Source organism: Psychrobacter sp. CX5 (assembly GCF_057621535.2).
Genome location: NZ_CM177735.1, coordinates 1,713,109 through 1,727,811 on the forward strand (window position 1 = coordinate 1,713,109; position 14,703 = coordinate 1,727,811).

Genomic DNA, 14,703 nt, shown 5'->3' on the forward strand with positions numbered 1-14,703 from the left:
ACTTTATTTGACTTAAGGAGCCAGTGAAAGGTAATGCGTATCGTTATGTTTCCTGCTAACCTGTTGTACGTCATGCTAGCAGAATATAATAAAATCATAGGTTAGTGTCGGTAAGGCGTGTCCTATTATTCAACAAAAAACGTTAAGCAAATTTCTTGATTTTGGCATTTGCAAAAAACACCTTTCGTTTGACAGCTGATGTGATGTTGCACTCAGCATGATCAAACAAAGCTTATTTAACAATAACAAGGAGAAATACATGATTTATCAAGGTAACCGCATTACGGTGTCGACGTTAGAAGACGGCATCGTCAATATGCAATTTAATGCAGAAAATGAAAGCGTTAATAAGTTTGATGCTGATACCAATAAACAATTTGATGAAGCAGTCACTGCGTTAGAACAAGCAAAAGATATCAAAGGTCTAATTGTCACCTCAAGCAAAGGCGTGTTTATCGCGGGTGCAGATATTACTGAATTCGTCGGTCACTTCAACAAAGAAGCGGCTGACATTGAAAAGTGGATTGTTGAAATTAACGGGGTGTTTAACCGCTTTGAAGACCTTCCTTTCCCGAAAGTTGCGGCGATTAATGGCGCGGCATTAGGTGGCGGCTGTGAGATGACGCTAGTCTGTGAATACCGTGTGATGGGCGAAAAAGCTCAAATTGGTCTACCAGAAACTCAACTGGGTATTTTCCCAGGCTTTGGCGGTAGTGTGCGAACCCCACGGGTTATTGGTATTGATAATGCGTTAGAAATGATCGCTACCGGTAAAGCGAAAAAGCCAGAGGAAGCTTTAAAACTGGGCTTGATTGATGCGGTTGTGGCTCAAGATGACTTACAAGCTGCTGCTGTCGATTTAGTTAAGAAATGTATCGCAGGTGAGCTTGATTGGCAAGCGAAGCGTGAAGAGAAACTAAAACCTGTCAAATTAAATCAGCTTGAGCAAGCTATGGCATTTAACAGTGCCAAAGGGGCTATCTTTGCCAAGGCTAATCCAAAGCAGTATCCAGCCGTTGCTATCGCTGTTGAAACCATCGAAAAACACGTTAACCTACCTCGTGATGCGGCCCTTAAGATAGAAGCTGCTGGTTTTGCTAAAGCGGCAAAAACCCCGCAAGCGGAAAGCTTAGTTGGTCTGTTCTTAAATGATCAAGCGGTTAAGAAATTAGCCAAGAAACACAGTAAGCAATCACATGATATTAATGAAGCGGCTGTATTGGGTGCGGGCATCATGGGCGGCGGTATTGCCTATCAAGCGGCGTCAAAAGGTCTGCCTATTATCATGAAAGACATTAAGTCTGAGCAATTAGATTTAGGTATGGGTGAGGCGAGCAAGCTACTGGGCAAAATGGTTGAGCGCAAGAAAATGACCCCAGCACAAATGGGTGAAACGCTAAGCCGTATTCGCCCAACGCTAAACTATGGCGACTTTGGTGAAACAGATATCGTTATTGAAGCGGTTGTTGAAAATCCAAAAGTGAAACATGCCGTATTAAAAGAAGTCGAAGGCCTTGTTAAAGAAAACGCTATCTTAGCTTCAAATACGTCGACGATTTCTATTACTTATCTGGCAACTGTGCTTGAGCGCCCAGAGAACTTCGTCGGTATGCACTTCTTTAATCCGGTGCACCGTATGCCATTAGTCGAAGTCATTCGTGGCGAGAAGTCATCTGAAGAAGCCATTGCTACTACGGTTGCCTTAGCTCAGCGTATGGGTAAAGTACCTGTTGTGGTCAATGACTGCCCAGGTTTCTTAGTAAACCGTGTATTGTTCCCATACTTCGGTGCCTTCGACTTGCTATTGAAGCAAGGGGCAGACTTCGTCCATGTGGATAAAGTTATGGAGAAATTCGGTTGGCCAATGGGTCCTGCTTATCTAATTGACGTGGTTGGTTTAGATACTGGCGTACATGGCGCGGAAGTGATGGCTGAAGGCTTCCCAGATCGTATGAAGCCTGACTATAAAGGCGCTATTAAACACTTATTTGAAAACCAACGTCTTGGTCAGAAAAACGGTGTTGGCTTCTACAAATACGAAAAAGACAAACGCGGTAAGCCTAAGAAAACAGCAGATGACGCCACTTATGAGCTGTTAAAAGAAACCACAGATAGCCAAGCTCAAGAGTTTGACGATCAAACCATCATTGATCGCATGATGCTAGCCTTCTGTAACGAGACGGTTCGCTGCCTAGAAGACAATATCGTCGCAACCCCTGCTGAGGCTGATATGGCGATGATTATGGGTGTTGGCTTCCCACCATTCCGCGGTGGTCCATGCCGCTATATCGATCAAGTCGGTCTTGATAACTATTTAGCACTGTGTGAGAAGTATGCTCACTTAGGTAAAGCTTATGAAGCGCCGCAGAAGATCCGTGATATGGCAGCAGCTGGCGAGACTTTTTACCCAAAAGCATAACGATTGTTGGCTCAATATGACTCGTTGATTAGTAACGAGTCATTTAAAACCCAACGGTTAATAAGTATTTAAACCATAAATAATTCAGTGATCTGCTTAACCCGTTTTGATAATAACGTTAAAACTATGAATCTTTAATACGTGTCTATTTAATAGTGATTTAAATGTTTTTTAAATAATAGCGTATGACTGGCTTAAGCAGATACTTAAAAAATTCAAGGAGTATTAAATGACGACTTTAAGTCCTAAAGACGTGGTCATCGTAGATGGCGTACGTTCTGCAATGGGTAAATCGAAAAATGGTATGTTCCGCCATGTGCGGGCAGATGATCTGTCAGCTGAGCTTATGCGAGCCTTAGTTAAGCGTAATGACTTTGATCCAAATGATATCGAAGATGTGATTTGGGGCTGTGTACAGCAGACACTAGAGCAGGCGTATAACATCGGTCGCAACAGTGCCTTAATGGCAGATATCCCAAAAACAACGGGTGGTCAAACGGTTAACCGTCTGTGTGGTTCTTCTATGCAAGCACTTCATACTGCTGCGGCGCAAATCATGACCAACCAAGGTGATATCTTCATCGTTGGTGGTGTCGAGCATATGGGTCACGTTGGCATGATGCACGGGGTGGATATTAACCCTGCTGCGTCTAAGCACTTTGCCAAAGCGTCATTCATGATGGGCCTAACGGCAGAAATGCTTGGTCGTATGAATAATGTCTCACGTGAAGAGCAAGATGCCTTCGCTCTTGAGTCACATCGCCGTGCTTGGGAAGCGACTACCGAAGGTCGTTTTGACAATGAAATCGTGGGTATCGAAGGCCATGATGCAGAAGGACGTTTGCAGCTGTGTACCGTTGACGAAGTCATCCGTCCAGATACGACGATGGAGTCACTAGCGAAGTTACGCCCTGTGTTTGATCCTGCGCATGGTACAGTAACTGCTGCCACGTCTTCTGCATTATCAGATGGCGCTTCTGCCATGCTGGTTATGAGTGCGCAAAAAGCGAAAGACCTAGGCTTGAAGCCACGTGCCCGTATCCGCAGTATGGCAATTGCTGGTTGTGATGCTGCTATTATGGGTTATGGTCCAGTACCCGCAACTCAAAAAGCACTTAAACGTGCTGGCATGAGTCTTGATGATATGCAAACCATTGAGCTGAACGAAGCCTTTGCTGCTCAAAGCTTGTCTGTGTTAAAAGCGCTGAACTTGACGGATAAACAAGACATCATTAACGTTAATGGTGGCGCGATTGCTCTAGGTCACCCATTGGGCTGTTCTGGTGCTCGTATCGTTGTTACCTTGCTCAATGCTATGGAACAAAAAGACACTGAAATTGGTCTGGCTACAATGTGTATCGGTCTTGGTCAAGGTATCTCAACGGTTATTGAACGTATTTAACGACAACTTGGAGATCAGGTTTAGCGTTTAACTAATATACTGTCTAAGCCTTAACCCAATTCACTTTTTGTTTAGTATATCCAGCACCTTTAACATCTTGTTAGAGGTGCTTTTTTAATGTCTAGTCTATCCCGGTATTGCTATAGCAATCATAGCTAAACCATTTTGCTTTAAGAGTTTATAAAAGAGTACTTAATAGGGTTTATAATAGAATTGATTAAAGAGTTCATTAAAGTACAGAGCTAAGGTAAGATAGTAATATCACTTCTAAAAAATAACCTATCTTTGTTAGGCTCACTGAACCTACAATTTGTAACGTTCGACTTTTAGCGTTTGAACCTTCCTCAATAGGTTGATTTCTAGATTTGGTATAAGACATTGATTGCTTAAAGAGAATAAAAATGGACACTAAAACGCAACCCTCCCAATCTCCTAAACATACCCAGTCCTCTAACTCGACTCTAAACAATAGTGCTATACGTAAAGGTAGACTAGCGAAGTTAATCGTGTTGTCAGTAATTGGAGTAGGTATTAGCTTAGCCAGCAACAGTAAAAGTTTGGCTGAATTTGTTGCGAATAAAAGTGGTCAAGACAGTCTAGCGCCAATAGAGTTAGTCGGCAGTGTCAACAAAACCTTAGAGCAGTTTAGTTTCACTAATGATCAAGGCGTGAGTTATCATGTGAACGATCCCAATAAATTGTTAGATGAGTTGGCAAAGAAGCGAGGTATTCATAGTAATTTGTATCAGATGAATAGAGTGCGTCTGCAAGCAATAGTGAGTAAAGCGGGTAATTATGGTCATATGGGCTTCTATGAACGTCAAATTACAATTATTTCTACAGAGCCAAAACCGGTTGACCCTCATCATTAAATATGACTTAATTAGAGTCTACTAAGCCTTTATCACAGACGTTAATGGTGCGGATGTGAGGTTAATTTCTCAAAATTTTAAGTTGAGTGGCTCTAGAAAGGCGGCTACCAAAACGGCTAACAGAATTAGGTTTTATAATATTAAATCCAAATAAATAAAGAGATGAAGCAAAAATTAACCGACACAAGGAGTGTGTTATGTCATCGACGATTACCACAGATAAAACCTATCGAATCATGCGCGATAACTGTCAGGCGTTACTCATTGACGTCCAGCAAAAACTAACTCCTCATATTTATCGCAATCAAAAAATCACCAGTAAAATTGTAACCCTTCTCAAAGGGCTACAAGTGCTTGATGTGCCGATATTAGTCAATGAGCAGTACAAAAAAGGATTGGGTGAGACCTTACCCGAGATAGTGGAAGCGCTTGAGGGTGCTGACTATAAGACTATTGAAAAGGTCACTTTCAGTGCTTGCGATAATGATGAGACTTGGAATTATCTGGCGCAGCAAAACCGCATATCGGTCTTGGTGTTTGGGGTAGAAACCCATGTGTGCGTGATGCAAACGGTATTGGATTTATTAGATAATGGCATGCAGCCTGTTGTTATCGCTGATGCTACCGGATCACGGTATGCTTATGATCGCCGTCAAGCCATTCGCAGGATGCGCCGAGCGGGTGCGGTCATTACCACGGTAGAGGCAATCTTATTTGAATTGTGTCGCTCCAGCAAAGATCCTGCGTTTAAGGCGATTAGTGAGTTGGTTAAATAAATGCGCCAAATGAGCTTGTTAAACGGCTCATTAAATTTGTCCGTTCAAGAGCCTAGTTAAGGGTATCCGTTGTCACCACAGGTTTATCGCGTATTTGGATGACAATCATACTGGCTAATACAGTAGCGATAATAAGCACCCAACCTGTGGGAGTCCAACTACCTGTAAGTCCTTTAACACCTTGCATTAACAACACCATAACGACACCTCCTAGATTACCCATCATCATCAACATAGCCACTGCTTTAGCGGATTGAGAGGGATGAACACTGTCTTCCGCGGCTGCAATTAGAAGCGGGTAACCTGCTAATAAAAAGAAGCCTAGAAAGAAACTAACTGCTAGAGCCATAGTACCCGTCGTAGAATATAACAAAGGGTAGGTAGCCCCTGCACCAACAAGGGTGGCTAATATCAAAAACACCCGTCGTTTGTTTAAATAATCCGATAATAAGGGAATACTTAACGCACCAAATATGCCCCCAATAATGAGCATGGCGGTTATGGTGCCAGCAGTGGCCTCGCTAATGCCTCTTGGTGCAAGAATGGGCGCAATCCAATTGCTTAAGCCATTAAAATAGCCCATGGCAATAAATACCGATAGCGAAATAAGCCACAAGCGTTTATTTTTAATTAGAGACCCGATTTCATGCAGGGAGATGGCGACCTCATGCTGTCTGGGCTTCTCTTTTACCACCACTAAAAACACCAAGACGGCAGCCGCGGTTATCACTACATTAAACAGGAGCATGCCTGAAAAACCGTAGGCTTCAATCAATGGTGCAGGAGCAAAGGCACCCAATGCGGTCGCTAAGAACATGCCACCCATAATCACACCGGTTACCGTGGCTATTTGTGACTTATCAAACCAGTCTGTGGTGACCTGATTGATCGCATTGGTAATATAAGGTTGAGCGATGGCAATGAGTAATTGCCCGCCAAACGCGATCCAATAGCTGTCTACCCCTAACCAACGTATAATTGCCCCTATTAACATTAACACAGAGGCATAACTGACGACCTTCTTATAGCCCACATTATCTAATATCTTACCGGAATGAATGGCTAAAACCACAAACACAATGGGGAACATCAAAGTTAATAGGTTCGCTAAGAACTCACTGACCCCAAAGTGAGATTGGGTACTGATGATAATAGTGGCAAAGGTCAACCATAAAAATTGATTGACGCCTAGTAGAAGAGAAAATCCAGCGATAATGAGCCATTTATTACGCGGTTTTTTATTAGCATTAATATTGCTAGGATCAGGCTTATTAGAATTAGGGTTATTAGGTTTTAAGGGGTCGGGTGGATTGTTTTGAGTAGAGTGGGGTGTGGTATCGGTATTTAGACTGATAGTATCATTTATACTGGTACTGGTACTGGTACTGGTACTGGTGCTGTTATTGATACTAGTAGTACCGTTAGGCGGTTGCATGGACGCTCCTTGTCTAAAACAATAACAATAACGATATCGATATCGATATCGATAAATTTATTATGACCCTTAAATGTATAATTAACAACGACAATCTATTTTATGACATCGCTAAGATTAGACCCTAAATAGTGTTATAGACGAATAAAGAGATAATTAAAAATGGCGATTCATAGTACAACGGCTAACCATACCTTCATAGATATCGATAAAGTGACACAGTTTTTGTTAGAGTTGGAAGCGCTTAAAAGGGTTAATCGGCGCAGTTATGTGACCCATACGACCCGTCTTGAGTTTGCGACAGAGCAGGAGGTGGTTGATTGATGATAACCAGAAGCATAGCTAAATGAATAAACAGTAGAATAAATAAAGTATCTCATTGCTGAGATCTGCAAATGGGTTCAGCAAGTTTTTAGGTGTTTTGACTTATTAAAATTCAAAATATTCACTATTTTTCCATGTAAAACTGCTTCATTTTGTTTATAGTTATTAAACATTAAACATTAAACATTAAACATTAAACATTAAACATTAAACATTAAACATTAAACATTAAACATTAAACATTAAACATTAAACATTAAACATTAAACAGGGAAGATAATGAGTGATAAAACATAATGAACGTAGCCGTAGCCTAAAGTCCATCGCATTCACCAGTCTGCTGCTGGCGACAATAGGGTTCGCTCAGATTGCGGTTGCCCAAACGACCAGCCATGGTGAAAAACTGGCGAGGGATGCCAAAAAGCAAATCGGGGTGACAGTCAGCTATGACCCAACCTATCGTAGCTTAGACTTTCCACGGGGTGATGTCGATCCGTCGACCGGGGTGTGTACCGATGTGGTAATACGGGCGTATCGTTTGCAAAATATAGATTTGCAGCAGTTGGTCAATGTAGACATGCGGCGTCATTTTTCAGCCTATCCCAATAATTGGGGATTAAAGTCAACGGATAAAAATATTGACCATCGCCGAGTGCCTAATCTAGAGACATTTTTTGCGCGTCATGGTCAATCTTTATCAACCACTGATAAGGCTAGCTTTAAGGCGGGAGATATTGTGAGTTGGCGTCTACCCGGTAATAACTTACCCCATATTGGTATCGTCTCCGATAAGGTGGCCACAGACGGTACACCACTGATTATTCATAACATTGGGCAAGGAACCAGAGAGGAGAATGTACTGTTTCGCTTCCCTATCAAAGGCCATTATCGCTATTAGGTGTACGTTTGAGCCAAACTAAACTATTAAATAGTGTTTAGTTAACGGCTACCACACGATTTCTATCGGAGTGCCCACTTTTACGGCGCTCATAATTTCATCCATCTCCTGATTAGTGACCGCAATGCAGCCATCGGTCCAGTTGCGCTGCTGATTGAGCGTGGTAAATTGTTCATAGCCATTCATTTGCCCATGTATCATGATAGCGCCACCAGGACTGACGCCCCGCGCTTTGGCATTGGCAATATCTGTCTCATTGGGATAGCTGATATGAATCGAGCGGTAGGCAATAGAGTTTTCATTTTTCCAATCAAGGGTGTAAAGTCCTTCTGGTGTCCGCTCATCCCCTTCCTGTTGTTTATGTCCTTTGGGGGCATCACCCAGCGCAATGTGGTAGCTTTTCACCGCCTTGTCATCTTGCAATAGATACATTTTTTGAGAGGACTTATCGACATACACTTTATTTATCGACGCCTCTGACAAGCTATAGGGCGAGGGGTCAAATTGTCTGTCATTGTTTTTTTCAGAGTGCATTTGATAGTGAGTCGGTGACTGTGTCGCTTTTATTGAATTTTGTTCAGGTGTCTCTATCGGCGCCAACTTATCTTCTGTTTCTGTGTTTGCAGCCAGGTTAATAACACCAAAGCCAGTTAGCAAGGTATAAGCTGCCAATAACAACACCGCCATCAATAGGATACCTTTTATATAAAATGACCTAACTTTGTCAGGCTTATTGAGCTTACTGTTTGCAGTCACCTTCTTGCTCCTAAATAGGTTGATTTATAGATTTGGGATGATGTTTATGGATTGAGGCGATTTTTTTTGCGTTGTTTAGCTGTAGTGACAGCGTCATTAGGATGGGTATTTGTTGATGTGGTTAAGGGTTTTAGGGGCGGTTTAGATGAGGGTCTAGAAGGCGGTTTATAAGGCGTTTTAGAGAGCGGCATGGGTTAACTCCTATAAAAAAAGCGGCTAAAAAAGCAAACGACTTTTTATTATGGTGATAACCCATGAAAGTTATCGGGACAATGAATGGATTTTAGATGGAAAAACAGCGCCTAGTTCTGAGCCACACCCAACAGTTGCCCCATAGCAACCGCTGAACCATGTTCTATATCTTGCTTCCAGCTAACGCCAGCTGATTTTGGCAGTAACACAATGGCCGTTGAGCCTAGATAAAAACGGCCTAATTCGTCGCCTTTTTTTAGCGATATATTATGCGTCAGTGTTTGAATGTCTTGACTACGATCTATCTTACCTGTTGCCACCGTCTCAATACCAGCGACTATCATCGCACCGACCAATACCACAACCGCACGACCATATTCAGTCTCAAATACACACACCAAACGCTCGTTGCGGGCGAATAAGTCTGGCACATTCTCTGCGGTGACGTTATTGACAGAAAATAGCGTACCAGGCACATAACGTGTCTCGATCAATGTGCCATCAAAAGGCATATGTACGCGGTGATAATTGCTGGGTGCTAGATAGACGGTGGCAAAGCAGCCTCCATCGTAATAATGTTTGTCCTTATTTTCCAAATCAGCGAGTAGATGGCCGACATCATAATGACGCCCTTTGGCTTGTAGCAATTGATTTTGTTCAATATATCCAATTTGGGATACCATGCCATCTGCTGGTGAGACAATACCATTTGCGGTACTATCAATCGGACGTGCTTGCTCGTCTAATTCACGGGTAAAAAAGTCATTGAAGCTTTTGAAGTCAGCCAGATTCTTTCGCGCATAATCATCTAAAGTAATACCATAAGCTTTGGCAAAAGTATGAACAAAAACCTTTTTAACGATATGGTTTTGACTGGCCGCAAGTCGCCCCGCCGTTTCGCTGAGTTTTTGCTGAGGCACTACCTGCTGTAGGGTAGTAAATAGTCCATCGCGCGTCAGAAGATGCTGAGTTTGTTGTTTTAAAGAGGATTTAGCACTGTTTGTAATATCAGTAATAGCTTTCAAAGTTTTCATAGTTGTCCTATGGTTTTAATCTGTTCAATTCAGTTAAAAGGTTAAGTTAGTTTAGCTTTTTATACCACCATGAACAGAATATCAAAATTAATCAATGGCACTGTCTATAGCGTTCAGGCCATTTGGGATGACACGTTAGCATGCGCTTAGTTTATCATGTTTGTTTCGATTATTTGGCACCTTGGTCAGGCGGTGCTTTATGTCTATAACCTATTTACAAGAATCAGCTTAAAGTGGAGAATAATGATGAAAGCATTAATACAGCGTGTTTTAAAGGCCAGTGTTACCGTTGACGGTATGGTCGTTGGAGACATAGAGCAAGGGGTATTGGCCTATATTGGTATTGGTCATGAAGATACGCCAGAGACTGCCCAAAAAATGGTGGATAAGATCCTGACATACCGTATTTTTGAAAATGATGCTGGCAAGCTTGATAAAAACGTCCAGCAAGTTGCGGGCGGTGTTTTATTGGTGTCGCAGTTTACGTTAATGGCAAAAACTGACAAGGGTCGTCGACCTGATTTTGGTGGAGCAATGCCTCCCGATAGGGCCAAGCAACTGTTTGAGACATTAGTAGAGTATGCCAGATCTCAGTATGTGCCTATTGCATCTGGAGAGTTTGGGGCAAATATGCTGGTTCAAGCGGACAATGATGGGCCACTCAATTTCATATTAGAAGTCAATTAATCTCATAAATTGGCATAACTGTCTTTTGATAAATTATCATTAACGGATGATTTATTTATATTAATAAATCATTAAATGAGAATAACTCCATTTTCAACATCGATTGTCATCTATTTGTCATAATTGTCAGGTGTAATATAACGGTCATATTTAGACTGTCATTTTTTTGAAATACGGTTATTAAGATAAATGATTTTTGTTTATTTTGGAGATACGTAAGTCCAAATATTACCAGGCGTAAGCTTTGGAGATATAGGCCGAAAACCAAAACTTGTTTGATAAATATACAATTAGTAGGTCAATTATAGGAAATTACTGACATGAACTCCGAAAAGATATTAGTAGTAGAAGACGAACCGGCCATACGTGAGATGATAGTCACTACTCTGGAAATGGCAGGTTTTGAGTGCGTGCAAGCTGAAGATGTGAATGAGGCTCATAATAAGGTGGTAGATCATAGACCTGCTTTAATTTTGTTAGACTGGATGTTACCCGGCAATCAATCGGGCATTGATTTGTGTCGCCGCTTAAAAAAAGATGACCTTTTGTCTGAAACACCCATTATTATGTTAACGGCTAGAGGCGAGGAAGATAACAAGGTTCAGGGACTTGACGCCGGCGCAGATGATTATATTACCAAGCCCTTCTCAACGCGTGAATTGATATCAAGAATTAAAGCAGTACTGCGTCGCAGCAGTGCCTTATCTGGCGATAAGCCCATCGAAGCCGAAGGCTTGAGTTTAGATCCCGTTAGCCAACGTCTGTCTGCCGATGGTATGCCTATCGAGATTGGTCCGACAGAATATCGTCTGCTCGCCTTCTTTATGAGTCATCCAGAACGGGCTTATACGCGCACGCAGCTGTTAGACCAAGTATGGGGCGGTAATGTCTATGTTGAAGATCGAACCATTGATGTGCATATTCGTCGTTTGCGCAAAGTGCTTGAGCCTTATAACTACGCTGGGTTTATTCAGACGGTACGCGGAACGGGTTATCGTTTCTCAACGCAAGTGAATGGTTAGTTGACCTTAGGCGTGAACTCATAGCGTAAATGGGGTCACGCCCTATATAGAGTGGTTTAAGGTTTCACTCATATCTAACTTAGCGTGGCTGTGCTACGTGCTATTTGAGCTATCACTTTCATGTTATATTAGCCTTTCTAAAAATAATCTATCCTAACCTTGTTAGACTCGGTCATGCTCACTGAATCGACTATTTGTATCGTTTGACCTATCCTTCTTTGAGAGGTCGATTTTTAGATTTGCTATAATGTGAATTGACCAACTATATTTTATGGATCATAATTTTTAATGTCCAATTTTGCTTAATGGCACAATTTTACCTAGTGCCACACCTCCTCAGCATAACCTGATCCCTCTATACTAGATAGGATATCGCTCGCCCAACATTGAGAAAGTCATGAGTCAATCGCCAGAACATAAACCAAATGCAAAAACGAGCGTTGAGCAAGACATTAAGATCAAGCAAGCCTCTAATTTGAAAGTTCGAAACAAAGATAATAGGGATATGCACGAAAAACCCTTTGCTTCTGTCTTGTTATCTAATGACGATACAGAGGATATGGCAGACGACTTAACGACTAAATCGCCCAATAAGTCTACCAATAAGACGACCAATAACTCGCTTAATAAGCTGTCCAATACTGTACCTAATAAAACCGTGCAAGACAGCGTTAATGACTCTGCTAAGGGTAGCACTCAAAATCCTAAAAAAACAACAAGTACCACGTCGAAGTTTACCAACAAGTTCACCTTGCCAAACCATATTGGTCAAGCCCCAAATTTACTTCCCACCCAGTTGACTCCCCAAACTCAAGCGCAACGAGCGGAAACTGAAAAGCATGGATCGGTCATATTTTGGTCAGACTTTAAATGGTTGATCGTTATGATTATCGCTGGCGCTGGTCTTGGGTGGTATATTGACTCGGTCGCTTGGGGCATTATTATCGGGCTGTTGGTTTATTATATTTGGCGATTGTATGCGATACAGCAGTTTTATAATTGGATGAATCAGTCCTTGACGCTACCCCCTCCTGACTTTTCAGGAAGTATGACGTTTATGGCAAGCCAGCTATATGAAAGTAAAAAGCAGGAGCAACTGACCAATCAGAAAATGATGGGGCTCATAAAAAAGATCCGTAGCTCATTGCTGGCGCTGCAAGATGCCGTTATTTTACTTGATGGTAATGACAGCTTGGAGTGGTGGAACCAAGCGGCTGAAAACCTGTTGGCATTACGATCTGAAGATCAAGGCAGAAGTATCTTAGATCTCATCGATGTACCCGAATTTGAACAATATTACACCACAGCGACGTCTCCAAATGAAGGTCTACGTCTTCGATCATGGCGAGATTATGAGCGGTTTTTGCAATGTGAAGTGACTCACTTTGGTAATGAAAAGCTACTGATCATCTATGATGTCACGCGTTTACAGCACTTAGAGCAGATGCGTAAAGACTTCGTTGGTAATGTCTCACATGAGCTACGTACGCCGCTAACCGTACTGATGGGATATATTGAGACCTTCTCTGATCAACCTGATTTAGACCCAAAATGGCAACGCGGTTTTAATTTGATGACTCAGCAGACTGAGCGTATGAATCGTATCATCAATGACTTGCTGTTGCTGTCACGACTTGAGAATGAAGAGTCCATTCAGTTTGGTCGTGTTGATATGCCAAAGCTATTAACCAGCATTTTTGATGATGCACAAATATATAATAAACAATATGGTCACTTTATAGATCTGCATATCGATTCACAAAAAAACGTCTATGGCTCTGAAGTGTATTTAAATAGTGCTTTGTTAAATCTGGTGACCAATGCCATTAAATATACCCCTCATGGTGGAGAGATTGGCATAACTTGGCAAGAAGTGAAGGGCGGGTGTTTATTTTCTGTGACTGATAATGGACTGGGTATCGCCAGTGAGCATATTGACCGATTAACTGAGCGTTTTTATCGAGTGGATAGTGGACGTAGCCGTGCGACGGGGGGTACTGGACTGGGCTTGGCAATTGTAAAACACGTGGCTTATCAGCATGACGCGAAGCTGACTATTGAGTCCATTGAGGGCAAAGGGTCTACCTTTAATATTTTCTTTCCTGAGAAGAGAATCTATCGAGAAGACGATGTAGAATCGCTATAAATAACTCATTATTAACAGTTAAGGTAGGCTATGGCTTTAGCCCAGCACTTTGATTAAAGGTCTTGACTTGCTGGGCTAAAAGCACCCTCTAACAGGCAATTTTAATAAGTTGAGAACGGGTATCAATAGTAAATAAATAAAAAAGAGTCGTTCAATAAAGAACGACTCTTTTATGTGTCTTAACGAGTAGACTTTAGCTAAAACGTAAGCTCAGCGATTAGTGCTGAACGCCGCCTGCGCCATGGACATGGCCATGGTTCAATTCGTCTTCAGTCGCCGCGCGTACTTCAACGATTTCAACATCGAAGCTTAATTTCTTACCCGCTAATGGATGGTTAGCATCAACCGTCACTGTGTCATCATTAACATCAGTTACGGTCACTAGCATCACTTGACCTTCCGCCTCTGACTGGAACTGCATACCAGGCTGGATATCCTCAACACCTTGGAAGTTAGCACGGGGTACTTTTTGAACCGCTTGTTCTTGGTATTCGCCATACGCATCAGCAGGTTCAATAACGGCAGTTAGTGAATCGCCTGCAGACTTGCCTTCTAACTCTTTTTCAAGACCTGGGATAATGTTGTTGTGGCCATGAAGGTAGGCTAAAGGCTCACCTTGAGACTGGTCAATAACGTTACCATTCTCGTCTTTTAGAATGTAGTTAAAGCGTACGGCAGTATCTTTTGCGATAGTTGTCATAAATATTCCTAAAATATAAGGGGTCAGTAAATTTAAAAGT

14 protein-coding genes are annotated in these 14,703 nt (G+C 42.0%); 9 read left to right on the plus strand and 5 right to left on the minus strand.

Annotation, left to right across the window (positions count from 1 at the left end; genetic code table 11):
• Positions 1-259: 259 nt before the first annotated feature.
• From fadB to AC21OG_RS06675, 4 genes are all read left to right on the plus strand, one after another.
• On the plus strand, positions 260-2,419 hold the full coding sequence (gene fadB / locus AC21OG_RS06660) for a fatty acid oxidation complex subunit alpha FadB (protein ID WP_487377994.1): 2,160 nt from the start codon (positions 260-262) through the stop codon (positions 2,417-2,419).
• Between the two features lie 229 nt (positions 2,420-2,648).
• Positions 2,649-3,821, plus strand: coding sequence for an acetyl-CoA C-acyltransferase FadA (fadA, locus tag AC21OG_RS06665; protein WP_486547592.1), 1,173 nt, complete (start codon positions 2,649-2,651; stop codon positions 3,819-3,821).
• 401 nt (positions 3,822-4,222) lie between these two features.
• The gene (locus tag AC21OG_RS06670) at positions 4,223-4,693 is read left to right on the plus strand and encodes a hypothetical protein (protein ID WP_487377993.1); all 471 of its coding nucleotides are present in this window, start codon (positions 4,223-4,225) and stop codon (positions 4,691-4,693) included.
• 197 nt (positions 4,694-4,890) lie between these two features.
• The gene (locus AC21OG_RS06675) at positions 4,891-5,469 is read left to right on the plus strand and encodes an isochorismatase family protein (protein WP_487377992.1); all 579 of its coding nucleotides are present in this window, start codon (positions 4,891-4,893) and stop codon (positions 5,467-5,469) included.
• 52 nt (positions 5,470-5,521) lie between these two features.
• On the opposite strand, the gene AC21OG_RS06680 is transcribed toward AC21OG_RS06675, so the two are convergent.
• Entirely contained in the window at positions 5,522-6,904 is a 1,383-nt protein-coding gene (locus AC21OG_RS06680; RefSeq protein ID WP_487377991.1) for an MFS transporter, read from the minus strand.
• Between the two features lie 162 nt (positions 6,905-7,066).
• Between AC21OG_RS06680 and AC21OG_RS06685 the strand changes: the two genes are divergently transcribed.
• Positions 7,067-7,228: a hypothetical protein gene (locus AC21OG_RS06685; RefSeq protein WP_487377990.1), complete on the plus strand. Its 162-nt coding sequence runs from the start codon at positions 7,067-7,069 to the stop codon at positions 7,226-7,228.
• Positions 7,229-7,565: 337 nt separating this feature from the next.
• The gene (locus tag AC21OG_RS06690) at positions 7,566-8,126 is read left to right on the plus strand and encodes a DUF1287 domain-containing protein (protein ID WP_486547641.1); all 561 of its coding nucleotides are present in this window, start codon (positions 7,566-7,568) and stop codon (positions 8,124-8,126) included.
• 48 nt (positions 8,127-8,174) lie between these two features.
• On the opposite strand, the gene AC21OG_RS06695 is transcribed toward AC21OG_RS06690, so the two are convergent.
• The 3 genes from AC21OG_RS06695 to asd form a co-directional block, all read right to left on the minus strand.
• On the minus strand, positions 8,175-8,882 hold the full coding sequence (locus AC21OG_RS06695) for a L,D-transpeptidase family protein (protein ID WP_487377989.1): 708 nt from the start codon (positions 8,880-8,882) through the stop codon (positions 8,175-8,177).
• Positions 8,883-8,926: 44 nt separating this feature from the next.
• Positions 8,927-9,073, minus strand: coding sequence for a hypothetical protein (locus tag AC21OG_RS06700; RefSeq protein WP_487377988.1), 147 nt, complete (start codon positions 9,071-9,073; stop codon positions 8,927-8,929).
• Between the two features lie 111 nt (positions 9,074-9,184).
• Positions 9,185-10,108: an archaetidylserine decarboxylase gene (asd, locus tag AC21OG_RS06705; protein WP_487377987.1), complete on the minus strand. Its 924-nt coding sequence runs from the start codon at positions 10,106-10,108 to the stop codon at positions 9,185-9,187.
• Between the two features lie 246 nt (positions 10,109-10,354).
• Here asd and dtd point away from each other — a divergent pair, with 246 nt between their 5' ends.
• From dtd to phoR, 3 genes are all read left to right on the plus strand, one after another.
• A complete protein-coding gene (dtd, locus tag AC21OG_RS06710) occupies positions 10,355-10,795 on the plus strand; it encodes a D-aminoacyl-tRNA deacylase (protein WP_487378038.1) in 441 nt (146 codons plus the stop codon).
• Between the two features lie 320 nt (positions 10,796-11,115).
• Positions 11,116-11,817, plus strand: a complete 702-nt coding sequence (phoB, locus tag AC21OG_RS06715; protein ID WP_487377986.1) for a phosphate regulon transcriptional regulator PhoB — start codon at positions 11,116-11,118, stop codon at positions 11,815-11,817.
• A gap of 397 nt (positions 11,818-12,214) precedes the next feature.
• Positions 12,215-13,963 (plus strand): phosphate regulon sensor histidine kinase PhoR, encoded by a 1,749-nt coding sequence (phoR, locus tag AC21OG_RS06720; RefSeq protein ID WP_487377985.1) that lies wholly within the window; start codon positions 12,215-12,217, stop codon positions 13,961-13,963.
• A gap of 217 nt (positions 13,964-14,180) precedes the next feature.
• On the opposite strand, the gene AC21OG_RS06725 is transcribed toward phoR, so the two are convergent.
• On the minus strand, positions 14,181-14,663 hold the full coding sequence (locus AC21OG_RS06725; RefSeq protein WP_486547581.1) for an FKBP-type peptidyl-prolyl cis-trans isomerase: 483 nt from the start codon (positions 14,661-14,663) through the stop codon (positions 14,181-14,183).
• Positions 14,664-14,703: the final 40 nt, after the last annotated feature.